The organism is Arthrobacter sp. YAF34 (assembly GCF_052113245.1).
GTDB lineage: Bacteria > Actinomycetota > Actinomycetes > Actinomycetales > Micrococcaceae > Arthrobacter.
Window position 1 is genome coordinate 66,760 of the sequence record NZ_JBFRCV010000006.1, and the last position, 22,064, is coordinate 88,823.

Annotated in this window: 18 protein-coding genes; 9 read left to right on the forward strand and 9 right to left on the reverse strand. The window is 66.8% G+C overall.

Translation table 11 applies throughout. The features are described 5' to 3' along the window. Positions 1–4: 4 nt before the first annotated feature. Together AB4Y72_RS09155 and AB4Y72_RS09160 are read right to left on the reverse strand one after the other, a co-directional pair. The gene (locus AB4Y72_RS09155; RefSeq protein WP_441425848.1) at positions 5–1,126 is read right to left on the reverse strand and encodes a Gfo/Idh/MocA family protein; all 1,122 of its coding nucleotides are present in this window, start codon (positions 1,124–1,126) and stop codon (positions 5–7) included. Continuing rightward, positions 1,126–1,857: a sugar phosphate isomerase/epimerase family protein gene (locus AB4Y72_RS09160; protein ID WP_441425849.1), complete on the reverse strand. Its 732-nt coding sequence runs from the start codon at positions 1,855–1,857 to the stop codon at positions 1,126–1,128. Before AB4Y72_RS09160 ends, AB4Y72_RS09155 begins: the two co-directional genes overlap by 1 nt. Before the next feature lie 197 nt (positions 1,858–2,054). Here AB4Y72_RS09160 and AB4Y72_RS09165 point away from each other — a divergent pair, with 197 nt between their 5' ends. The 5 genes from AB4Y72_RS09165 to AB4Y72_RS09185 all read left to right on the forward strand — a co-directional run bounded on the left by AB4Y72_RS09165 (position 2,055) and on the right by AB4Y72_RS09185 (position 8,147). Continuing rightward, complete coding sequence (locus tag AB4Y72_RS09165) at positions 2,055–3,281, forward strand: ROK family transcriptional regulator (protein ID WP_441425850.1); 1,227 nt, start codon at positions 2,055–2,057, stop codon at positions 3,279–3,281. Between the two features lie 261 nt (positions 3,282–3,542). Next, complete coding sequence (locus AB4Y72_RS09170) at positions 3,543–4,871, forward strand: ABC transporter substrate-binding protein (RefSeq protein WP_441425851.1); 1,329 nt, start codon at positions 3,543–3,545, stop codon at positions 4,869–4,871. Between the two features lie 72 nt (positions 4,872–4,943). Continuing rightward, the gene (locus AB4Y72_RS09175) at positions 4,944–5,918 is read left to right on the forward strand and encodes a carbohydrate ABC transporter permease (protein WP_441425852.1); all 975 of its coding nucleotides are present in this window, start codon (positions 4,944–4,946) and stop codon (positions 5,916–5,918) included. Continuing rightward, positions 5,911–6,750, forward strand: coding sequence for a carbohydrate ABC transporter permease (locus tag AB4Y72_RS09180; protein WP_441425853.1), 840 nt, complete (start codon positions 5,911–5,913; stop codon positions 6,748–6,750). Before AB4Y72_RS09175 ends, AB4Y72_RS09180 begins: the two co-directional genes overlap by 8 nt. Before the next feature lie 209 nt (positions 6,751–6,959). After that, positions 6,960–8,147, forward strand: a complete 1,188-nt coding sequence (locus AB4Y72_RS09185) for an MFS transporter (protein ID WP_441426002.1) — start codon at positions 6,960–6,962, stop codon at positions 8,145–8,147. 211 nt (positions 8,148–8,358) lie between these two features. Here the strand turns inward: AB4Y72_RS09185 and aceB are convergent, their stop codons facing one another. Together aceB and aceA are read right to left on the reverse strand one after the other, a co-directional pair. Then, positions 8,359–10,023, reverse strand: a complete 1,665-nt coding sequence (gene aceB / locus AB4Y72_RS09190) for a malate synthase A (protein ID WP_441425854.1) — start codon at positions 10,021–10,023, stop codon at positions 8,359–8,361. Between the two features lie 203 nt (positions 10,024–10,226). After that, positions 10,227–11,570, reverse strand: a complete 1,344-nt coding sequence (aceA, locus tag AB4Y72_RS09195) for an isocitrate lyase (RefSeq protein ID WP_441425855.1) — start codon at positions 11,568–11,570, stop codon at positions 10,227–10,229. Positions 11,571–11,737: 167 nt separating this feature from the next. Here aceA and AB4Y72_RS09200 point away from each other — a divergent pair, with 167 nt between their 5' ends. From AB4Y72_RS09200 to AB4Y72_RS09210, 3 genes are all read left to right on the forward strand, one after another. Next, a complete protein-coding gene (locus tag AB4Y72_RS09200; RefSeq protein WP_441425856.1) occupies positions 11,738–13,222 on the forward strand; it encodes a helix-turn-helix domain-containing protein in 1,485 nt (494 codons plus the stop codon). A 205-nt stretch (positions 13,223–13,427) separates the two neighbouring features. Next, on the forward strand, positions 13,428–15,176 hold the full coding sequence (locus AB4Y72_RS09205) for a pyruvate dehydrogenase (RefSeq protein ID WP_441425857.1): 1,749 nt from the start codon (positions 13,428–13,430) through the stop codon (positions 15,174–15,176). A 178-nt stretch (positions 15,177–15,354) separates the two neighbouring features. Then, a complete protein-coding gene (locus AB4Y72_RS09210; protein WP_441425858.1) occupies positions 15,355–16,626 on the forward strand; it encodes a serpin family protein in 1,272 nt (423 codons plus the stop codon). Positions 16,627–16,734: 108 nt separating this feature from the next. Here AB4Y72_RS09210 and AB4Y72_RS09215 read toward each other — a convergent pair whose 3' ends face one another. Then, positions 16,735–17,655: a hydroxymethylpyrimidine/phosphomethylpyrimidine kinase gene (locus AB4Y72_RS09215; protein ID WP_441425859.1), complete on the reverse strand. Its 921-nt coding sequence runs from the start codon at positions 17,653–17,655 to the stop codon at positions 16,735–16,737. A 157-nt stretch (positions 17,656–17,812) separates the two neighbouring features. On the opposite strand from AB4Y72_RS09215, the gene AB4Y72_RS09220 reads away from it, so the two are divergent. Continuing rightward, positions 17,813–19,219, forward strand: coding sequence for an MFS transporter (locus AB4Y72_RS09220; protein WP_441425860.1), 1,407 nt, complete (start codon positions 17,813–17,815; stop codon positions 19,217–19,219). A 132-nt stretch (positions 19,220–19,351) separates the two neighbouring features. Here AB4Y72_RS09220 and AB4Y72_RS09225 read toward each other — a convergent pair whose 3' ends face one another. From AB4Y72_RS09225 to AB4Y72_RS09240, 4 genes are all read right to left on the reverse strand, one after another. Beyond that, on the reverse strand, positions 19,352–20,134 hold the full coding sequence (locus tag AB4Y72_RS09225) for an ABC transporter permease (RefSeq protein WP_441425861.1): 783 nt from the start codon (positions 20,132–20,134) through the stop codon (positions 19,352–19,354). Beyond that, a complete protein-coding gene (locus AB4Y72_RS09230; RefSeq protein ID WP_441425862.1) occupies positions 20,134–20,958 on the reverse strand; it encodes an ABC transporter ATP-binding protein in 825 nt (274 codons plus the stop codon). The genes AB4Y72_RS09225 and AB4Y72_RS09230 overlap by 1 nt, the downstream gene beginning before the upstream one ends. A 9-nt stretch (positions 20,959–20,967) precedes the next feature. Further along, entirely contained in the window at positions 20,968–21,216 is a 249-nt protein-coding gene (locus AB4Y72_RS09235) for a substrate-binding domain-containing protein (protein WP_441425863.1), read from the reverse strand. 88 nt (positions 21,217–21,304) lie between these two features. Continuing rightward, entirely contained in the window at positions 21,305–22,054 is a 750-nt protein-coding gene (locus AB4Y72_RS09240; protein ID WP_441425864.1) for a dienelactone hydrolase family protein, read from the reverse strand. Between the last annotated feature and the right edge of the window lie 10 nt (positions 22,055–22,064).

A 22,064-nucleotide genomic window follows, 5' to 3' on the forward strand; every position in this document is an offset into this window, starting at 1 on the left:
CATCCTAGAGAGTGGCGGCGGTCGGGTCCCAGTCGGCGGGCAGCGGGGGAGCCGCCGACGCCGTGCTGGCCAGGTCGATGAACGTTCCGGTCTCGATGGACTCGGCGATGGAGACCATGGCGTCGAGGACGTGGTACGCCATCTGTCCTTGTGCCCGGTGCGGCACTCCGGCCCGGATGGCCCGGGCCATCTCCAGGACGCCGGTGCCGCGGGAGGACTTCGACCCGACGGCGGCGATGACCTCGGGCGCCTCCGCGCCGCGCCGCGTCAGCAGGATATCGCCGTCGAACATGTTGGGATCGGGGAAGGCAATGGTCGCCTCGGTCCCGTTCACCTCCACAAAACCGGCCCGCTGCAGGTTGGAGTCAAAGCTGAAGATGCTCTGGGAGGACTCGCCCCCGGCGAACTGGGCGATCGCGCTGACGTGGCTCGGTACGGTGACGTCGAACTCCTCGCCGGCCTTGGGGCCGGAGCCAATGACGCGCTTCTGCCGGGAGGTGGACCCGAAGGCTGCCACCTTGGCGATGGGGCCAAAGGTCTGCACGAGTGTCGTCAGATAGTAGGGCCCGATGTCGAAGAGCGGCCCCGCGCCGTCCTGGAACAGGAACGCCGGATTCGGGTGCCAGGACTCCGGGCCGGGGGACTGCATCAGCGTCAACGCGGTCAGCGGAACGCCGATGCCGCCTTCGGCGATAATCCGCAGGGCTGTCTGCAGGCCCGCACCCAAGAACGTGTCCGGCGCGCAACCCAGCCGGACACCGGCGGCGTCAGCGGCTTTGAGCAGTCCAAGGCCACTTTCGCGGTCCAGCGAAAAGGGCTTCTCACTCCAGACGTGCTTCCCGGCGTTGACGGCAGCAGTGGCAATTTCCACGTGCGCGGCCGGCGTGGTCAGGTTGACGACGATTTCGACGTCGGGATGGGTCAGGGCCGCCTCGACGCCGCCGGAGACGGGGATGCCGAACTCCGCGGCGCGCGCAGCGGCGGCGTCTTCGAAGAGGTCGGCCACGACGTGGACCTTCACGTCGGGGAAGCTCGTGAGGTTGCCCAGGTATTCCTTGCTGATGACGCCGGCGCCAATGATGGCGACGCCGACGGGACCGGTCCGCGGAGAGCTTGCCGTTGCCATTAGTTCCCTGCTTTCAGGTAAGTGAGGGACTCGCCGACGGCGTCGAATATGTCCCCGTTGAAATCGTCCAGTTCCACGACGCCGGCTTCAAGGTTCTTGGCGGCAGCGATGATCTCCCTGATCGGCATCCGGCCGGCGCCCACGGCAACCTGGTCCTTGTCCTCCTTGGTCAGCGGCCCATCCTTGATGTGGATGAAGCGCACCCTGTCGCCGAGCCGTTCGAGCAACGCGACCGGGTCTTCACCGCCGACGGCGGCCCAATAAGTATCCACCTCGAGCACCACCTGTGGATCCAGATGCTCCGCCAGCACTTCCAAGGCCGAGCGGCCGCTGATCCGGTTTTCCAGCTCAAACTCGTGGTTGTGGTAGCCGACGGTGATGCCGTAGGCGGCGCCCTTGGCGGCAGCCGCGTTCAGCGCCTTCGCCGTGTCCTTGATGTCGGTCTCGGTGGTCCACCGCGCGCGGTCCACGTGCGGGTCAATGACCGTTCCGATGCCGAGCTTCTGCGCGGCCTGGAAGATTTCGTCCTGGTCCCGGCTTAGCAGCGGGGCGTGTCCGGACGGGGCGGTCAGGCCGTTCGCGGCCATCGCGGCCGCCAAGGCGTCGGCTGTGGCCACGAAGTTGTAGGGCTCAACCTGGGTGTAGCCGAGCTCCGCGACGCGTTTGACGGTCCCCTCCAGATCCTCTTCCAGGGGGCCGCGAACGGTGTAAAGCTGAAGGGAGTAAGACACAGATTCTCCTGGCGTAGATGCTTTCGGCCCAAGGCCGATCCCGGCAGTTGCTGGCTCGTGCGAGGCGAACGGTTGTTAAGGACCGCCGCACCAGTAAAGCTAGAACAGCTTTTGTCGACAGTCAAGCAAAAGTCGTAGGTGATTGATCGATAATGGAGATTGTGACAGGAATAAGCCCGTCATGTTTACATTGACCCATGTCAATTCCGCCCGTATCCGGGCTGCAGTCCTCCCGCATTTCCGCGTCTGCCGCGCAAGCGGGCAGCCAGTCGCGAACGGGGGAGCTCTTCCAGCTTCTGCGCGATGGCCGGGCCCGCACCCGGGCTGAGCTCGCCGAGCTGACCGGACTGGCGAGGTCAACCGTAGCCGCCCGTGTTGACGCGCTCAGTTCGCTGGGACTCATTGGTCCGGCCGGTGAGGCGTTCTCCTCCGGGGGGCGGCCGCCGTCGCGCTTTGCCTTCCAGCCCTCCGCGCGCATAGTGATGGCCGTGGACGTCGGCGCCACCCACATCCTGGTCGCGGCGACCGACCTGAGCGGCCGGGTCCTCTCGGAGTCCAGGGTGGACATCGAAATCTCCGCCGGGCCCCAAGCGGTGCTTGACCTCGTCGTGCAACTTTGCAGCACGCTGCTGGCAAAAAGCGGCCGGGATGCACGCGAGCTGGCCGGCATCGGCATCGGACTGCCGGGCCCCGTGGAGCACTCCAGCGGGAAACCGGCCAATCCCCCCATCATGCCCGGCTGGGACGGCTTCGACGTGCCGCACTATATTCAGCGCAGTTTCGACACCCACGTCGTGGTCGACAATGACGTGAACATCATGGCGCTGGGCGAGCGGGCATTCTTCTGGCCGGACGTCGACAGCCTGCTCTTTATCAAAGTCGCCACCGGAATCGGCGCCGGCATCATCAGCGGCGGCCTCCTGCAGCGCGGTGCCGATGGCACTGCCGGGGACATCGGGCACGTCCGCGTGCCGCGTGGGGACGGGCTTCTGTGCCGGTGCGGCAACTACGGATGCCTCGAGGCGCTGGCCTCGGGACCCGCGGTGGCGGCCGCGCTGACCGCCGAGGGAGTGCCCGCCGCAACCGGCGAGGATGTTGTCCAGCTTGCCCGCCACGGCAATGTCAAGGCCGTCCAGGCCATGCGCCAGGCCGGCCGTGACGTGGGGGATGTGCTGGCAACGTGCGTAAACCTGCTCAACCCTTCGGTGATCGTCATTGGGGGTGCGCTGGCTGCAGGCGGAGAACACCTCTTGGCCGGCGTCCGGGAAGTGGTGTACCAGCGTTCCCTGCCGCTGGCCACTGCCCGGCTGCGCATTGTCCAGTCGATGGCCGCCGACGAGGCCGGAGTGCTCGGTGCGAGCCGCCTGGTGGTCGACGACGTTTTGTCCCCGGCGAGTATCGAAGCCCTCCTGGAAAAGGCGTAACCGGTCCGGAGCCGCGCCCCGCCCGCCCCGGCTCTCACTGGGCTCCCACTGATCTGCGCCGCCGTCCGCGCCGTCCGGCCGGGGCATACCGCCGCACTGCCGCGCCCGGTGGTTTCCCGCTGCTCCGTGGCCGCCGAAAAATTTCCCTGCCTGAGAGCGAACTTTTGATTGACCATCAACATAAGTTCCACTAGCTTTGTGGAAAGTCCGGAGGCCGGACTCTCAATGCGCATTGCGAATCTCAGACAAGGAAGTCATGAAGTGAAAATTCGTACCCTTGCTGCTACTGCCGCCATCGCGGCGCTAGCGCTGACGACAGCCGCCTGTGGTGGCAACAGCAACCCCTCTTCCTCATCTTCCGCGGGTTCGGACGCTTCCGGCTCGGGCGGAACCATCACCTACTGGGCCAGCAACCAGGGCACCAGCCTGGACAACGACAAGCAGGTTTTGACGCCTCAACTGGAGAAGTTCACCAAGGAGACCGGGATCAAGGTCAACCTTGAGGTCATCGGCTGGAACGACCTGCAGACGCGTATCCAGACGGCGGTCACCTCCGGCCAGGCGCCCGACGTCGTCAACATCGGCAACACGTGGGCGGCTTCCCTTCAGTCCACAGGGGCCTTTATGCCCTTCGACGACGCGGCCTTCAAGGCCATCGGCGGCAAGGACAAGTTCGTCAAGACCGCGATGGACACCGGAGGGGCCCCCGGCCAGGATCCGACGTCGGTTCCCGTCTACGGTTTGGCCTATGGGCTGTACTACAACAAGGCCATGTTCTCGGCGGCAGGTCTGACGCCCCCCAATAACTGGGAGGACCTGGTCACCGACGCCAAGAAGCTCACCAGCGGGGGCAAGTACGGCTTCGCGCTGGCCGCGGGCAGCTACACGGAAAATGCCCACTTCGCTTTCATCAACGCTGCCCAGAACGGCGCGGATCTTTTCGACAAGGACGGCAAGCCGACGTTCTCCTCTGACGGCGTGGTCACCGGGATTGAGCGTTATCTCGACCTGATGCAGAAGGACAAGGTTGTCAACATCGGCAACGCCCAGTACGACAACGGGACCAAGGCAGTCAATGACTTTGCCACCGGCAAGGTGGCCATGATCCTGAACCAGAACAACGCCGACAGCTCCATCGTCGCCAACGGCATGACGAGCGACAAGTACGGCGTCGTTCCCTTCCCGGCGCCCTCGAACGCCAGTGCCCAGACGGCCAGCCACGTTGCCGGCATCAACCTGTCCATCTTCAAGAACACGAAGAACCAGGACGCCGCCCTGAAGTTCGTGAACTTCATGACCAGCGCGGAGACGCAGACCGCCCTCGGCAAGCCGTTCTCCTCCCTGCCGGTGCTCAACGCCGCCACCCCAAACTTCACCGACAACGCAGATGAGGCGAAGACCTTTTCGGACATCTACGCCACCAAGTCCAAGCCGCTTCCGCTGGTGCCCGCCGAGGACCAGTTCGAAAGCACAGTCGGCAAGGCGATGAACCAGATGTTCGCCACGATTGCCTCCGGTGGAACCGTGAGCACGGATGACATCCGCACCGCCATGAAGACGGCTGAGCAACAGGTCGCAGCCGCCGGCTAACGCCACCGGGTGGTGCCGGTACGCCCGGCACCACCCGTCCGGACGCCCGCACCTACAGAAAGGTCAGTTCCCGTGGCTGTTGCAACGGCACCCACCATCACTACCGAGGCCCCTCCGGCGTCCCCGCCCAAACGGCGCCGGCCGCGTCCGTCCGGCTGGTGGCTTCCTTACGCCCTGCTGGCACCGGCCATCGTCTTCGAACTGGTCATCCATGTCATCCCCATGGTGACGGGTATCTGGATGAGCTTCCTCAAATTGACCAAGGCGTTCATCTCCAATTGGGGCAACGCTCCTGTCACCGGGCTGAAGAATTACCAGGTTGCCCTGGACTTCAACGGCGCCGTCGGGTCGGCGTTGCTCCAGTCCTTCCTAGTCACGTGTGCCTTCACTGTCCTAGTGGTGGGCATCTCCTGGACCCTCGGCATGGCGGCCGCCGTGGCCCTCCAGGGAAAATTCTTCGGCCGGGGATTCTTCCGCACACTCTTCCTGGTTCCCTACGCCTTGCCCATGTATGCCGGCATCATCGCCTGGAAATTCATGCTGCAAAAGGACACCGGCGCAATCAACCACTTTGTCTATGACAACCTCGGTGTGGGCGGGGAAAAGCCGTTCTGGCTGATCGGCAATAACTCTTTCGCCGCCGTCGTCGTCGTCGCTATCTGGCGGCTCTGGCCCTTCGCGTTCCTGATGCTGATGGCAGGACTTCAGTCCATTCCCACCGACGTCTACGAAGCGTCCGCCGTGGACGGGGCCAAGCCCTTCCGGCAGTGGCGTTCCATCACGCTGCCGATGGTCAGGCCGGTGAACATGGTGCTGCTGCTGGTCATGTTCCTGTGGACGTTCAACGATTTCAACACACCATTTGTGCTGTTCGGCAACGCCCAGCCACCCGCGGGGGACCTGATCTCCTTCCACATCTACAACGCCTCGTTCCTGACCTGGAACTTCGGTTCGGGCGCGGCCATGTCCGTGATGCTGCTCTTGTTCCTGCTGCTGGTCAGCGGAATCTACCTGATTGTTTTGAACCGGAGGTCCCAGCGTGCGTGAAACCAACGGATCCAAGGCCTTCCGGGTCATCGTGGTCTCTCTCTTGACCGTCTTCACGGTGGTTCCCATTTACGTCATGACCACCTCAGCCATGAAGCCGCTGTCCGACGTTCAGGGTCCCTTCACCTGGTGGCCGACCTCGGTGACCTTCGCCCCGTTCATCGACATGTGGAAGACCGTGCCGCTGGCATCGTATTTCGTCAACAGCGTCATCGTGGCGGGAGCGGCAACCATCCTCAGCCTGGTGATCGCGGTCTTCGCCGCCTACGCGATCTCCCGGTACCGTTTCCGGGGCCGCTCCGTCTTTTCCACCACGATCCTCTCGACGCAGATGTTCCCGGGTGTGCTCTTCCTGCTGCCGCTGTTCCTGATTTTCGTCAACGTCAACTCCGCCGTGGGGATCCAGCTCGTCGGAACCCGTGCCGGTTTGGTGGTCACCTACCTGACCTTTTCCCTGCCGTTCGCCATCTGGATGCTGGCAGGGTACTTTGACGGCATCCCGCGGGACCTGGACGAGGCCGCAAAGGTTGACGGGAACGGACCTATGGGCGCCCTCTGGCGCGTCGTCCTTCCGGCCGCGCGGCCCGGGCTGGTGGCCGTCGCCATCTACAGCTTCATGACCTCGTGGGGTGAAGTGCTCTTCGCCTCCGTCATGACCACAGACGCCAACCGGACCCTGGCCGTGGGCCTGCAGTTGTACTCCACCCAGACCAATGTCTACTGGAACCAGATCATGGCCGCGTCGCTGGTAGTTAGCATCCCGGTCGTAGTCGGTTTCCTGCTGCTGCAGCGCAATTTCGTCGCCGGCCTCACCGCCGGTGCCGTCAAGTAGGGAGGGCCGTGCGCGCAGGCCGCCCGTGAAGCTTCTCAAGCCCAAGGCCCTGACGTCGCGTACCGGCATTCGCTCGCGGGCACGGACCACAGGTAATCAAACGTGGAGTCGCATTTCCGTCACCATCCCGCGGTGGCGCCGGGCCCGTGATAGCAATGGGACTGATGAAATCTAATTTTCTGCCCGGCCGCCGGGCCACGGCCCCCTCCATGAGCGACCCGGCCCGGGCACCACGCGGCTGGCTCCTCATGCTCGCGATCGGGCTCATCGCACTGAACATGCGGGGCCCTCTGGTGGCTGTGGCCCCGGTTGTCGCGCAGATGCAGCACGACCTGGGGTTCACCCCGGTGGAACTGGGATTCCTGACCGGGATCCCGGTGCTGTGCTTCGCCCTGGCGGCACCGCTGGCCTCGCTGGCCGGGCGAAGGCTGGGGCCAGAATTCGCCATCACCTTGACCCTGCTCGGCGTGCTCCTGGGCGTGGTGGTCCGCTCGGCCGGCGGCGGCTCCCTCGTCCTGCTGGGCACCGTGATCCTCGGCGTAGCCATCACGATCGGCAACATCGTGGTCCCGCTGATCATCCGGCGGGACTTCACCCCGGCCCGGCAGGGCGCGGCGATGGGCACCTATACCGCGGCGCTGAACATCGGCTCATTCCTGACCTCCATGGTGTCCGCGCCGCTGGCAGAACTGCTCGGCTGGCGGCCCGCGATCGCCGCGAGCGGCCTCTTCGCAGTGACCGCCGGCGCGGTCTGGGTCATCGCGGTCGGCCGCCGGGCCTTCATTCCTGCTGCCATCCCCGCCGCGGACCCGGGGCGTCCGGCAGGCAAGCTCACGTCGCGGTGGATCACGGCAGCCCTGACCCTCGGGTTCGCCGGGCAGGCGTTCTCCTACTACGGGGTGACCGCCTGGCTGCCGAGCCTGCTCGCCGACGAACTCGGCATGGCGCCGTCGGCCGCCGGTGCCGGGTCCTCGCTCTTCCAGATCCTCGCCATTGTGGGGGGACTGGGCGTCCCGCTGGCGGCACGCTTCGCCAGCACGACGGCGGTGGGCCTCACCCTGGGCCTGCTGTGGCTCACCGTTCCTGTGGGCCTGCTGCTCGCACCGGAGCTGTGGTGGCTGTGGTGTTCCCTCGGCGGGGTGGCCCAGGGCGGCGGCATCACGCTGATCTTCCTCGCCATCATCCGGCTCGCCCGGGACCAGGCCTCGGCGGCCCGGATGTCCGCGGTCGTCCAGGGCACGGGGTACTCCTTCGGCGCAGTGGCGCCCACGCTCCTGGGCTACGTCCACGGGGTGTCCGGTGCCTGGACCGGCCCGCTGCTGCTGATTCTCTGCTCCGTGACGGCGTTCATCACCGGCACGGCTTTGTCCCTGCGCAAGGTGCCGAAGCCGCACTAGGCCCTGCAGCGCCACTGGCCGGAGGCGCTCGCGGCCGAGGATCCCTCGTGCCGAGCCCACAGAGAAGGCCCATGTTTGTCGAAAACATGGGCCCTGACTGTCAGTCCGACGCCGTTGTCGGCGCTGCGGGGTGTTCCGTTGCTGGGCTGCCACCCGGATCTCGGGCTGCCTGTTGCGAAGGGCAGGCAGCCCAGCGGACGGAATTCTGGGGCTACGCCGGGATGAGGGCCGTCTTGTCCTGGCCGAGGTCGGCGCCGTCGCGCGCTTCATGCAGGAAGCGGTCGTAAGCCGGCAGCGTCAGGAAGGCCGGGAACTCGTTGCCGAGCGTGACTTCCTCGAAGATGTCCCGCGCGTCGGCGAAACGGTCCCCTTCGAAGCGCTCCAGCTTGGCGAACTCCTCGTCCAGCATGTCCTCCACCCACTCGCGGGTCACCACATCGCCGTCGTCCGTGATGGCCCGGGAGAAGATCCACTGCCACAGCTGCGAGCGGGAGATCTCCGCGGTGGCGGCGTCCTCCATCAGGTTGTGGATGGCGACCGCGCCGTTGCCGCGCAGCCAGGACTCGATGTAGCGGATTCCCACTTCGATGTTGTTCCGGATGCCCTGCTCGGTGATGGTTCCCGTGGTCGAGGCGATGTCGATCAGGGCGCGGTCGTCCGGGGTGACGTCATCGCGGAGGCGGTCCAGCTGGTTCGGGCGGTCGCCGAGAACGCCGTCGAACACCTCGCGGCAGACCGGCACCAGGTCCGGGTGCGCCACCCACGAGCCGTCAAAGCCGTCGCCGGCCTCACGGGTCTTGTCCGCGCGGACCTTCTCGAAGGCGATCGCATTGGCGTCGGCGTCCTTGCGGTTCGGGACGGCCGCGGCCATCCCGCCGATCGCCATGGCGCCGCGCTTGTGGCAGGCCCGCACCAGCTGTTCGGTGTAGGCGCGCATGAACGGCTGGGTCATGGTGACCTGGCCGCGGTCCGGAAGCACGAAGCGCGGTCCGCGGGTGCGGAAGTTCTTGATCAGGGAGAAGATGTAGTCCCAGCGGCCGGCGTTCAGGCCCGCGGCGTGGTCGCGGAGTTCGTAGAGGATTTCCTCCATCTCGAACGCCGCGGTGATGGTCTCGATCAGCACGGTCGCGCGGATGGTGCCCTGCGGGATGCCCAGCAGGTCCTGGGCCAGGATGAAGATGTCATTCCACAGCCGGGCCTCGAGGTGGGACTCGATCTTGGGCAGGTAGAAGTACGGTCCCTTGCCCTGGGCGATCAGGCGGCGGGCGTTGTGGAAGAAGTACAGGCCGAAGTCCACAATCCCGCCGGCGATCGGGGTGCCGTCGATGAGCATGTGCTTCTCCGGCAGGTGCCAGCCGCGGGGACGGACCACGATCGTGGGCAGCTCCTCTGCGGCGCGGAGCTTGTACTCTTTCCCCTCCGGGGAGGTGAAGTCGATCCGGCGCTCCAGCGCATCCGTCAAGTTCAGCTGGCCCTGGATCACGTTGCGCCAGGACGGGGTGGAGGAGTCCTCCATGTCCGCGAGCCACACCTTGGCGCCGGAGTTCAGCGCGTTGATGGTCATCTTCTTATCGACCGGCCCGGTGATTTCCACGCGGCGGTCCTCCAAGCCGGGGGCCGGGGGAGCGACGCGCCAGTTCGGATCGTTGCGGACGGACTCCGTTTCGCGGAGGAACCGCGGGTCCTGGCCCTTCGAGATCTGCTGGCGGCGTTCTTGTCGTGCCTGCAGCAGTTCCTGCCGGCGCCCGGCCGTGGCCCGGTGCAGCTTGGCAACAAACGCCAGCGCGTCCGGCGTCAGGACCTCGCCCTGCCGGCAAATCGGCTGCGCGGTCAACGTAATGCCGTTGATAGTGAAGTTGTCAGTGAAGCTGTTCATTTCAATCTCCTTAGAGAAGAAGCAAGTTCGACGGCGATTGGCGACATACGCGCGAGGCGGCGAGCCGTGTGCTCCGGAAGCGTGCGTAAAAGGGGCCCCATTGCCGCCTGGCCGAGTCGTAACGAAGCAGAGGCGGCAATGGGGAATAGCACGCGGAGGAGTACGCGGTCCGCCGGCGGAGGCGAGGGCCGCCGTCGGAAGGGTTAGTGGAACTGGCCTTCTTCGGTGGATCCCACCAGGGCCAAAGTGGATGCGTTCGGGTTGAGCGCGGTGGCGATGTCGTCGAAGTACCCGGTGCCGACTTCGCGCTGGTGCTTGGTTGCAGTGTAGCCGCGGGACTCGGAAGCGAATTCCTTTTCCTGCAGCTCGACGTAGGCGCTCATGCCTTCCCGGGCGTAGCCGTGGGCGAGGTCGAACATCGAGTAGTTCAGGGCGTGGAAGCCGGCCAGGGTGATGAACTGGAAGGTGAAGCCCATGGCGCCGAGTTCACGCTGGAACTTCGCGATCGTGGCGTCGTCGAGGTGCTTGCGCCAGTTGAACGACGGCGAGCAGTTGTAGGAAAGCATCTGGTCCGGGAACTCGGCCTTGACCGATTCGGCGAACTTGCGGGCCAGCTCCAGATCCGGGGTGCCGGTCTCCATCCAGATGAGGTCCGAGTACGGGGCGTAGGCCTTGGCGCGGGCGATGCAGGGCTCGATCCCGTTGCGGACCTTGTAGAAGCCCTCGGGGGTGCGGACCGGCTGTCCGCCCTCGCGGAGGATGAATTCCTGGTCGCGCTCGTCGACGTCGGAGGTGATCAGGGTGGCCGCCTCGGCGTCGGTGCGGGCGATGATGACCGACGGCGTGCCGGCGACGTCGGCGGCGAGCCGGGCCGCGTTCAGCGTCCGGACGTGCTGCTGGGTGGGGATCAGGACCTTGCCGCCGAGGTGGCCGCACTTCTTTTCCGAGGCGAGCTGGTCTTCCCAGTGCACACCCGCGGCGCCGGCCTGGATCATGGACTTCATGAGCTCGTAGGCGTTCAGCGGCCCGCCGAAGCCGGCCTCGGCGTCGGCCACGATCGGGACCATCCAGTCCTCCACCGTCTGGATGCCCTCGGAGAACTCGATCTGGTCCGCGCGGAGCAAGGCGTTGTTGATGCGGCGGACCACGGTGGGCACCGAGTTGGCGGGGTAGAGCGACTGGTCCGGGTACGTGTGGCCGGAGTTGTTGGCGTCAGCAGCGACCTGCCAGCCGGAGAGGTAGATGGCGCGGAGCCCGGCCTTGACCTGCTGGACGGCCTGGTTGCCGGTCAGCGCGCCCAGGGCGTTGGTGTACCTTCCGGTAGCGTGCTCCTCGGTGAGCTGCTTCCACAGTTTCTCGGAGCCGCGGCGGGCCAGCGTGTGTTCTTCGGAGACGCGGCCGCGGAGGCGGACGACGTCGGAGGCTGAGTAGTCCCGAGTGACACCTTCCCAGCGGGGGTTGGCGGCCCACTCGAGCTCCAGCGCGGCGGCCTGCGATGTTGTGTCCTGGCCGGAGGGCTGCTGGGTGGGCTCAAATGCTGCAGTCATCTTTGTCTCCTTGGTGGTTCCGGACCGGCCAGTCTGCGACTCTGCAGATCCTGGCCGGTTTGTCCCGGATGCGAATCTTTCCGTGAGATCTACTTTTCTTCACTTTCCAATAGGTTTCTAGACCAAAACTATGGAAAGAAATGCACTTCTTCGCATATTCTCAATAAATGCAACCCGCCAGCTGGAACCGCCAAGCCTCACCCCTGCCGTCTCCCGCCGCGCCCGAGGTGGACGTCATCAGCATGGGCCGCCGCGTCCGCCATCTGCGCAAGGCGGCCGGACTCACCCTCGATGCCCTGAGCGCCGCCGTCGGGACGGCTCCCAGCCAGCTGAGCCTGATCGAAAACGGCAAGCGCGAGCCCAAGCTCGGCCTGCTTCAGCAGCTCGCCGCGGCCCTGGGGGTCAGCATCGACGAGCTGCTCGGCGCCGAACCGCCCAACCGCCGCGCGGCGCTGGAGATTGAGCTGGAGCGCTACCAGCGAAGCCCCATCTATGAGTCCCTCAACCTGCCGAAAATCCGCATCAGTTCGCGGCTTCCGATGGACGTGCTGGAGTCCATGGTGGGCTTGCAGCACGAACTGGAGCGCCGGCTCAACGAGCAGGTGGCCACGCCCGAGGAGGCCCGGCGCGCCAATGGTGAGCTGCGGGCCATGATGCGGGAGCGGAACAACTATTTCCCGGAGTATGAGGCCGAGGCGCAGAAGGTCCTGGCTTCGGTGGGCCACACGAGCGGTCCGCTGTCCCACCACGTCATCGCGGACATCGCCGGGCACCTCGGGTTTAGCCTCCACCACGTGGGCGACCTGCCGCATTCCACCCGCTCGGTGACGGATCTTAAGAACCGCAGAATTTACCTCACCCAGAACGTCCGCAGCGATCACGACCCCCGGTCGGTGCTGTTGCAGGCCCTGGGCCACTACGTCCTGGGTCACCAGACGCCGTCGAACTACGGGGACTTCCTCATGCAGCGCGTCGCCACGAACTACTTCGCCGCCGCGATCATGCTGCCCGAGCAGGCCACCGTGGAGTTCCTGCAGCGGGCCAAACAGGCCAAGGAAATCGCCGTCGAGGACATCCGGGATGCCTTCGCCGTGTCCTACGAGACGGCCGCCCACCGGTTCACGAACCTCGCCACCCAGCACCTAGACCTCCGGACGCACTTCCAGAAGACCCACAAGAGCGGCATCATCTACAAGGCCTACGAGAACGACGGCGTGACGTTCCCGCAGGACCACACCGGCGCCATCGAGGGCCAGCCGTCCTGCAAGAACTGGACGTCGCGGGTGGTGTTCGACGTGCCGGACAAGTTCAGTGCGTACAACCAGTACACCGACACCCCGGCCGGGACCTACTGGTGCACGGCCCGCACGGAACGCTCCGCCAACGGCGAGTTCTCGCTCTCCGTGGGTGTGCCGTACGCGCACGTGAAATGGTTCCGCGGCCGCGACACGACCGAGCGGTCCAAATCCACCTGCCCGGACGAAAGCTGCTGCCGCCGTCCGCCGGCCTCTTTGACCGCCGAATGGGCCGGCAACGCCTGGCCCTCCGCCCGGGCCCACTCGCACCTGCTGGCCGCCATGCCGCCGGGTGCCTTCCCCGGCGTGGACGAAACCGAGGTCTACTCGTTCCTGCAGGCCCACTCCGGCAGCTGACCCTCCCTCAGTTCCTGCGGCTTCCACCGGGACCCTCCCTCAGTTCCTGCGGCTTTCGATGCGTCGCTCCCGCACATCAGGTGAGGGGGCGTCCGAGGATTTGTTGCGGAAGCTGAGGGAGCGTCCCTTTGGGCGTGGCTGACAGCGGGGCAGACTATATTGGCCTGTGTCAGCTCATCGATCCACCTCGCGGGAGCGTGCACCCATGGCCAAGGAACTTGCCACCCAGCTCATCGAACAACTCCAGGCTGCCGGCGTGCAGCGGATCTACGGGATTGTGGGGGACAGCCTCAACCCGATTGTCGACGCCGTCCGCAAGACCGGCGGCTCGCAACAGGGCGGCATTGACTGGATCCATGTCCGGCACGAGGAAGCCGCCGCCTTCGCCGCGGCCGCCGAGGCCCAGCTGACCGGCCGGCTCGCGGTGTGCGCCGGCTCCTGCGGGCCCGGCAACCTGCACCTGATCAACGGACTGTATGACGCCAACCGCTCCGGGGCCCCGGTGTTGGCCATCGCCTCGCACATCCCGAGCAAGCAGATCGGCAGCAGTTTCTTCCAGGAAACCCACCCGGACCGGCTCTTCAACGAATGCTCGGTCTACTCCGAGCTGATCAGCACCGCCGAACAGGCGCCGCGGGTCATGCACAGCGCCATCCAGCACGCCGTCGGGCTCCGGGGCGTCGCCGTCGTGACCCTTCCCGGCGATATCGCCGGCCTGGAGGCGACGGCCGCAACGCCGGCCCCAGCGGCATTCCGGCCGGCGACGCTGACGCCGGATCCCGCGAGTGTGCAGGAACTGGCCGACGCCATCAACGCCGCCGAGAAAGTGGCAATCTTTGCCGGGGCCGGCGTCGAGGGCGCCCACGACGAGGTGGTTTCGCTCGCGGGACTGATCGGGGCACCGATCGGGCACTCGCTCCGCGGCAAGGACTTCATGCAGTACGACAACCCGTACGACATCGGGATGACCGGGCTGCTGGGCTACGGCGCCGCCGCCGAAGGCATCGAGGACGCGGACCTGCTGATCCTGCTGGGCACCGACTTCCCGTATGACCAGTTCCTCCCGGGAACCCGGACGGCGCAGGTGGACCGGGCCGCCCACAAGCTGGGGCGTCGGACCGACGTCGACGTCGCCGTGCACGGGGACGTCCTCCCCACGCTCGCTGCCCTCATGCCGCTCCTGAAGGCCAAAAAGAGCCGCCGTTTCCTCGATGCGATGCTCAAAAAGCACGACCGGCTTATGAACAAGGCCGTGGGCGCGTACACCCGGAACGTGGGGAAGAAGCAGCCGATCCACCCGGAATACGCGGCGTCGCTGCTGGACCAGGTGGCGGCCGAGGACGCGATCTTCACCGCTGACACCGGCATGTGCAACGTGTGGACCGCGCGGTACATCAACCCGCTGGGCACCCGCCGGCTGATCGGGTCCTACCTGCACGGCTCCATGGCCAACGCGCTGCCGCACGCGGTCGGCGCCCAACTCGCCTATCCGGGCCGGCAGGTGGTCTCGGTCTCGGGCGACGGCGGCCTGTCCATGCTGCTGGGCGAGCTCATCACCGTCGCCGCGCACCGGCTGCCGGTGAATGTGGTGGTCTTCAACAACTCCACCCTGGGCATGGTGAAACTCGAAATGCTGGTGGACGGACTCCCCGACTTTGGCGTCGACGTTCCGGACGCCAACTACGCCGCGGTGGCCCGGGCCCTGGGCTTCCATGCCGTGCGAGTTACGGACCCGTCCCGGATCGAAGCCGCGTACCGGGAGGCCTTCGCCCACCCCGGGCCGTCCCTCGTGGAGCTCATCACCGACCCCAAGGCGCTGTCCCTCCCGCCGAAGATCAAGGGCGCGCAGGTCCTGGGCTTCGCCACGGCCATGTCCAAGGTGGTCCTGAACCGGGGCGCGGGCGAGGCCGTCAGCATGGCGCGGAGCAACCTGCGCAACATCCCGCGGCGCTGACGCGGTTCGAGGTGGGCACCGCGACGTGGGTGGACGGGCCGGACCTGGCGCTTCGGCGGGAAAACGCCGTCAAATCGTGACTCGTGTCCGGTCGCGCTTTGCCAGACCCGGTGCTTGACTGGCCGTAGGCGGACCCCCGCCGATTTACTGTCGCTGTTGTGCGGGTCTTGGGGGCGCGATGAAACTGAAGTTTTCGGCACGGATCCTTGCCGCCACTGCCGCCGTGGCGCTGGCGTTGACAGCCTGCTCGGCATCGCCGCCGGCGCTGTTGAAGGCCAACGGCGTCGAACGCGTTTCGGCGGAGCAATCAGACTACCCGGGCGAGCTGGCTCAACTCCGGGTGTCGGCGCGGAAGCTGGGCGCCGCCCTCCTGGCCGACGGCGGGGACTCCGGAAACGGCAACGTGGTTGCGTCCCCGGGCAGCCTGCTGATTGCCCTGGCCATGCTGCGGACAGGAGCGACCGGGATGACGGCTGCCGAGATGGACCGGACCCTGGGTCTCCCCGCGGACCACCGCGACGAAGCCATGAGCGCGCTGCTCGCGTCCCTCGAAGCTTTCGACGGCGATCCCGGCTCGGTGGACGAAAAAAATCCTCCGCGCCAGCCCGTCCTGCACAGTGCAAACGGCCTGTTCGTGGACAAGGGTGTGCCCACGGGGGAGGACTATCTGCACTCCCTCGCCCGGTATTACGGGACCGGCGTGTACCCGGTGGATTTCCAGGACCAGGCCGCCACCCAGCCCGCGATCGACGCCTGGGTGGACAAGAACACCGGCGGACGGATCAAGAAAGCGCCCGCGGAGTACGATCGCAAAAATACCCTCAGCGTGCTCAACGCGGTGTATTTTGCCTCGGCCTGGAAGGTCCCCTTCGACCCGGCCGACACCTCCGAACTGCCCTTCACGACGGAGCGCGGCCGGCAGGTTTCCGTGCCCACCATGTCCGGCGTTCAGGACGTTGCCTCAGTTCAGGGTGCGGGCTGGCTGGCGGTGCAGCTGCCTTACGCCGAGGGGTTCGTGATGCGGCTCCTGCTGCCGGATGCCGGGGCTGCCGCGCCCGGGGCAGAAGTCTTCGCGGACGTTGCCCGGGCCCTTGACTCCGCGGCCCCGTCGCCGACGCAGCTCTACTTGCCGAGGTGGGATCACAAGAGCAACTTTGAGCTGCGCAAGGTCTTCGCTTCCCTGGGGCTGCGGGAAATGCTGCAAACCGAGATCGACTTCGATTCGATCCAGCCCGGCCTCAAGATCAAGCAGGCCGGGCAGTCCGCCAACATCACCGTGGCGGAGAAGGGCACCGTTGCCGCAGCTGTAACCCAGATCAACGCGGAGGCGACGAGCGGCACAGTCCCGACGAAGGTGATCCGTTTCGACCGGCCGTTCCAGTACGAAATCGTCCACGTCGAGACCGGGCTCCCGCTGTTTATGGGCACCGTGGCCGATCCCCGCTCATGATGAGACGCTCCCTCGGATCCGGCAGGCTAAAAACGGACGCTCCCGCACCATGTGAGGGAGCGTCCGGATGGAAGCTGCCAAACGTGAGGGAGCGTCGCATCTGACGGGTTAGCGCGGGCCGCCCTGCCAGAGGGCGTCGAACGGGGCACCCGAGGCCACCCGGTTCCGGATTCCCGCGGTCACGAACTCCTTGGCCGTCCGGGCTGCCGCCAGCGGCGTCGCGCCCTTGGCCAGCTCTGCCGTCACCGCGGCGGCCAGCGAGCACCCCGCGCCGGACACGGCCACGTCGCCCACCTTCGGGGCAGACAGGACTTCCAGCGTTTCGCCGTCGTAGTAGACGTCGACGGCGTCGGGGCCTTCCAGCCGCACGCCGCCCTTGGCGAGTACCGCGGCGCCGCTGAGCTCATGGATGCGGACCGCGGCGGCCTTGAGCGACTCGACGTCGGTGATGTCCAGTCCGGAGAGCGACTCGGCCTCGAAGTGGTTGGGCGTGACGAAGGTGGCCAGCGGCAGGATCTGGGACTTGAGCGCTTGGTCGGTGTCCAGGGCGTGGCCCGGCTCCTGGCCCTTGCAGATCAGCACCGGATCCAGCACCACGTTGGCGAACTGCCCGCCGGCCAGCGCCGAGGCCACGGTCGAGATCGTCGCGGGGCTGCCCAGCATGCCGATCTTCACGGTGTCCAGCACCGCCGGTGCGCCGGACGCGGCGCCGTAGGCCGCCGTCGTCGCCTCCAGTTGGTCCGCGATGACGTGCGGGTCCACCGGGACGAAGCGGTGGTTCCAGTTGTCCTTGGGGTCGAAGGACACGATGCAGGTCAGGTTCGCGATCCCGAAGACGCCGAGTTCCTGGAACGTCTTCAGGTCAGCCTGCGCGCCGGCGCCGCCGGTCGCTTCTGAGCCTGCGATGGTCAGCGCGACGGCGGGAGAGGATGCGGTAGCGGGAGCAACAGCGTCAGCTGTATCGGAAGCTGGTTCGGAAGCAGCAGCGCCAACCGCTCGGGCGGTGGAGTCGAATGCGGTAGAAGTCATGGTCCCATCCTGCCATCCCGCCAAATCCGCCCGCATTGTGCTGTTGAACAGCCATTCCATGAACAATATGAACAAAACCCGAGTGTTCCGGATCACCCGGACTAGGGTGGCGGGCGGTGTTGCTTGCAGGCGGCGCCGGATCCAGGAAGGTTCATTGATGAGCACCCAACTGTCCGAAGCGGCGCAGACCCGAAAAGCCGTCGGCAACATCCTCAAAGGCTCGGCCGGAAACCTCGTCGAGTGGTACGACCTCTACGTCTACACCGTCTTCGCGGCCTACTTCCAGGCGCACTTCTTCAACTCCAAGGACGAGCTCCAGGCCGGCCTCGAGGCGATGGCCGTGTTCTCGACGTCGTTCCTCATGCGCCCGATCGGCGCCTGGTTCTTCGGCCGGTACGCCGACCGCAGGGGCCGCAAGGCCGCCCTGACACTGAGCGTGACCATGATGTCGGCAGGCTCCTTCGCCGTCGCCGTGCTGCCCACCCAGGATGTGATCGGCCTGTGGGCCATGATCCTGCTGGTGCTCATCCGCGTGATCCAGGGCTTCTCGGTGGGCGGTGAGTACGGCACCAGCGCCACCTACATGTCCGAGGCCGCCACTACCAAGCGCCGCGGCTTCTTCTCCAGCTTCCAGTACGTGACGCTGATCGGCGGCCAGATGCTGGCCCTGCTGGTCCTGGTCATCCTGCAAAACGCCATGCCCAAGGCGGAACTGAGCGAGTGGGGCTGGCGGATCCCGTTCGCGGTGGGCGGCGTGGCCGCACTGGTGGTCCTGTGGTTGCGGCGCTCCATGGAGGAGACCCTCTCGGCCGAACAGATTGAAGCCGCCAAGGCCCCCACGGTGCCGGGCGAGGCGCAGCCGGGCACCATGAAGCTGCTGTTCACCAGCTACTGGAAGCCGCTCATGATTTGCATCGGGATCACGCTCGGCGGCACGGTGGCGTTCTACACGTACACCAACTTCATCCTGAAGTTCATGAACGATACCTCCGGCATCGCCAAGACCGACACCTCGGTCATCAACTTCTGGGCGCTGTTCATCTTCATGCTGCTCCAGCCGGTCTACGGCATCATCTCGGACAAGGTGGGCCGCAAGCCCTTGCTGCTCTGGTTCGGCATCACCGGCGTCCTGTTCACCTGGCCGCTCCTGTCCGCCCTCGCCGGCACCAAGGATCCGTTCACGGCATTCCTGCTCATGATGGGCGGTCTGCTGATCGTGGGCGGCTACACCTCCATCAACGCCCTGGTGAAGGCGGAGCTCTTCCCGGCGTCGATCCGGGCCCTCGGCGTCGGCCTGGGCTACGCGATTGCCAACTCCCTCTTCGGCGGCACCGTCCCGCTGATCGGCGCGGCGCTGCAGAAGGCCGGCCAGGAAGAACTCTTCTTCACCTACGTCACTGTGGCGATCGGCATCTCCCTGCTGGTCTACATCTTCGCGCTGAGGAACAAGAAGTCCACCCACCTGGACCACGAACAGGGTCACGCGTGGGCGTCGGGTGCGGGCAAAGACACGAGCAAGGACGCTGGCGAGGACAACGCCCTCATCGACGCTTCGCGCCGCTAGAACCACCACGCGGTGAATACCGCGGAGGAGAACGACGGCGGCCCGCCGGCCAGGGACGTGCGTTCCGGGAGCCGGCGGCCCGCCGTCGTCGTTAGGGCTGGCGGTGCTACTGGCGCTGGTGCCGGGCCCGGGCTACTGGGCGTTGTCGGCGAACCGCAGTTGCAGGATCGTGGCTGCGGTGCCCGCTACGAACGTCCCGGCGAGCACCCAGTAGCTGCCCGCCGGGAGCGTGCCTACAGGGTCGGCCACCATGCCGATCAACAGTGGGACGATCGAATAGGGGAACCACTCCGCCCAGCCGGTCTTGCCGAACAGATTGCCCAGGGCCAGCATCACGAGCGAGAAGGCGATGGGAGCCACTTCGCCGCGGCTCCACACGGCGATCCAGGCGACCACGGGCGCGAGCAGGAACGAGATCGTCGCGGCGAGCAACACGTTAGTGATTCCGGCCGCGGCCAGCTCCGCCGAGAACCCTGGGAGCCCCAACGCCAGTCCGATCGCCATCGCCTCGACGAGGACGAGAACGATAAGCGCCATCCACCACAACGCAGCGACCGCCAGCTTGGCGACGGCGAACCAGTGACGGGCCACGGGCAAGGCGAGCATGTTCTTGGCGGTGGCATCCCGGTACTCCCGGCCAAACAGGTAGGCGACGATGAACGCCAGCAGCAGCATCCCGCCGACGCCGAAGACCAGCGTGAGCATGTAGAAATATTCGGGCCACGTCGCCTCGAGCCCGGCGAGGCTCGCTTTGGTGCCCAGAAGCCCCAGCTGGGCCGCCCGCCCCGGTTCGCGCACGATCCACATGAAGAGCGCGATGCCGAGGGGCATCAGTGCCAGCACCGCCAGGGTGGCCCACGTCGCTTTGGCGCGGCGGAGCTTCATGAACTCGGTGGCGAAAACCTGACCGATCATCAGGCCGCGCCGCCCGTGGACGAAGCGCCGCTCTTGGGGTCATTGCCCGTGCGCGCATCGCCCGTGCGCGCGAGGAAGTAGCGCTCCAGATCCAGTGTGAGCAGCGCCTGCTCGCGCTCTTCCGGGGTGTAGGCGTCGGCCGCGAAGGCGCGTGCGTTCGCGGCGAGTTCCTCGCGCGACGACTCCTCGAGGAGGCGGCCGTCGTGGACGATGCCGATACGGTCGGCCAGGTGGGCGACCTCGGCGAGGATGTGGCTCGACATGAAGACCGTGACGCCGCGGTCGTCGGCGAGCGAGCGGAGCAGCTCGCGGATCTCAACGATACCGGCCGGATCGAGACCGTTGGCGGGCTCGTCGAGCACGAGCAGCTCGGGGGAGTGCAGCAGCGCGCGGGCGAGGGCGAGGCGCTGCTTGTTGCCGAGCGAGAGTTGCCCGGAGCGCCGGTTGGCGTAAGAATCGAGGCGCAGCAGCGCAATCGAGTCGGCGACCGACTGGGGCGGCGAACCGGTGAGCCGGCGCTGGATGTCGAGGTTCTCGCGCACGGTGAGGTTGGGGTAGGCGGTCGCGGTCTCAACGAGGAAGCCGACGCGGGCGAACACGCCCGTCTCGCCAGGGATGATGCGCCGGCCGAGGACGGTCACCTCTCCGCCGCTCGGTCGGATCAGGCCGAGCAGCATGCGAATGTTGGTCGTTTTACCCGCCCCGTTCCTGCCGAGGAACCCGTAGATTTCGCCGCGGCGGACGTCGAGGTTGAGCGAGTCGACGGCGGTGACGTCGCGGTACCGCTTGACGAGGGCGCGCGTGGAAACCGCGGTGTCAGGCATGGGTCCACTTCATGGCCCCATCCTGCCACCACGCCCGGAGCGTTTACAGTGTGAACGTTTTGTGCCGGACGGGTAGTGCGGGGGCACGGCCGCGTTGAATCGCGGGAAGCCTGCGCCAAGAGACGTCGTCCGGGAGCCGATCACGGAGGGATCCGCCGGGACGGACAAGCCGCGGGCCTTGGCGGCGGCGAAGGCGCCCAGGGCCATGGTGTCGTTGGCCGCGAACAGGGCGGCCGTGTCAGCCGACGCGGCGCTCACGGCGTCGCTGCGCCTCACGAACTGACGGCCAGGAAACCCGCGAGCCGGAGACGCAGCTGGGGCGTCGCGCAGCGGCGGGATGCTTCCGTCAGGCTTTGAGCGTCCCGTCAAGAAGCTCGCGGAGTTCGCGGAAGTGCCGTTCCGTGGCCTCCGCATGGAACGCGGAGGTGTCCGCCATCGAATAGCCGTGCGGTGCCCCCGCGTAGATCTCGTTGACGGCCTCCAGCCCGGCCGCGTCCAGGGCCTCACCCAGCCGGGCAACGGCGTCGGGACCCATGCTCTGGTCATGGTCGGCGTGGCCGAAGACGAACCGGGCGCGGGCATTGCCGAGTCCGAGATGCGGGCTGTCCGGGTCGGCGGTCGCGAGACCGCCGCCGTGGAAGCCGCCGCAGGCTGCCACCGCGTCCGGGTGGGCCGTTGCCGTGCGCACAGCGAGCCGTGCGCCCATGCAATAGCCGACGACGCCGATCGGGCCGGGGGCGACGCCGCCGAGGCTGCCCAGCGCGTCCACCCACGCAGCGAGGTCGGGCAGCGCCTTGTCCGTGGTGAGGCGTCCGACCCGCGGGAACGCCGCCGCCCCGGCCGCCTCGCGGCCCTCCTGGGTGCTCATGTCCGATTCCGGAGCCAGCTCGGCTGCCGTCCCTTCGCGGTAGAAGACGTTGGGGGCCAGCACGACGTAGCCCCAGTCGGCGATGCGCTGCGCCATGTCCTGGATGCGGGGGCGCAGGCCGAAGGCGTCCATGTAGAGGATGACACCCGGGAACGGGCCCGCGCCGGTCGAGGGGCGGGCCACCAGGGCCTCGGCAGTGCCGTCTGCGGCAGGAATCTCAATGAGCATGCCGTCAGGA

Bases quoted from the DNA above. Each gene is read 5' to 3' on its own strand.
- AB4Y72_RS09230 (WP_441425862.1), bottom strand. From the start codon at position 20,958: ATGCCTGACACCGCGGTTTCCACGCGCGCCCTCGTCAAGCGGTACCGC.
- AB4Y72_RS09165 (WP_441425850.1), top strand. From the start codon at position 2,055: ATGTCAATTCCGCCCGTATCCGGGCTGCAGTCCTCCCGCATTTCCGCG.
- AB4Y72_RS09220 (WP_441425860.1), top strand. From the start codon at position 17,813: ATGAGCACCCAACTGTCCGAAGCGGCGCAGACCCGAAAAGCCGTCGGC.
- AB4Y72_RS09200 (WP_441425856.1), top strand. From the start codon at position 11,738: ATGCAACCCGCCAGCTGGAACCGCCAAGCCTCACCCCTGCCGTCTCCC.
- AB4Y72_RS09215 (WP_441425859.1), bottom strand. From the start codon at position 17,655: ATGACTTCTACCGCATTCGACTCCACCGCCCGAGCGGTTGGCGCTGCT.
- AB4Y72_RS09185 (WP_441426002.1), top strand. From the start codon at position 6,960: ATGAGCGACCCGGCCCGGGCACCACGCGGCTGGCTCCTCATGCTCGCG.
- aceB (WP_441425854.1), bottom strand. From the start codon at position 10,023: ATGAACAGCTTCACTGACAACTTCACTATCAACGGCATTACGTTGACC.
- AB4Y72_RS09225 (WP_441425861.1), bottom strand. From the start codon at position 20,134: ATGATCGGTCAGGTTTTCGCCACCGAGTTCATGAAGCTCCGCCGCGCC.
- AB4Y72_RS09155 (WP_441425848.1), bottom strand. From the start codon at position 1,126: ATGGCAACGGCAAGCTCTCCGCGGACCGGTCCCGTCGGCGTCGCCATC.
- AB4Y72_RS09240 (WP_441425864.1), bottom strand. From the start codon at position 22,054: ATGCTCATTGAGATTCCTGCCGCAGACGGCACTGCCGAGGCCCTGGTG.
- AB4Y72_RS09205 (WP_441425857.1), top strand. From the start codon at position 13,428: ATGGCCAAGGAACTTGCCACCCAGCTCATCGAACAACTCCAGGCTGCC.
- AB4Y72_RS09210 (WP_441425858.1), top strand. From the start codon at position 15,355: ATGAAACTGAAGTTTTCGGCACGGATCCTTGCCGCCACTGCCGCCGTG.
- aceA (WP_441425855.1), bottom strand. From the start codon at position 11,570: ATGACTGCAGCATTTGAGCCCACCCAGCAGCCCTCCGGCCAGGACACA.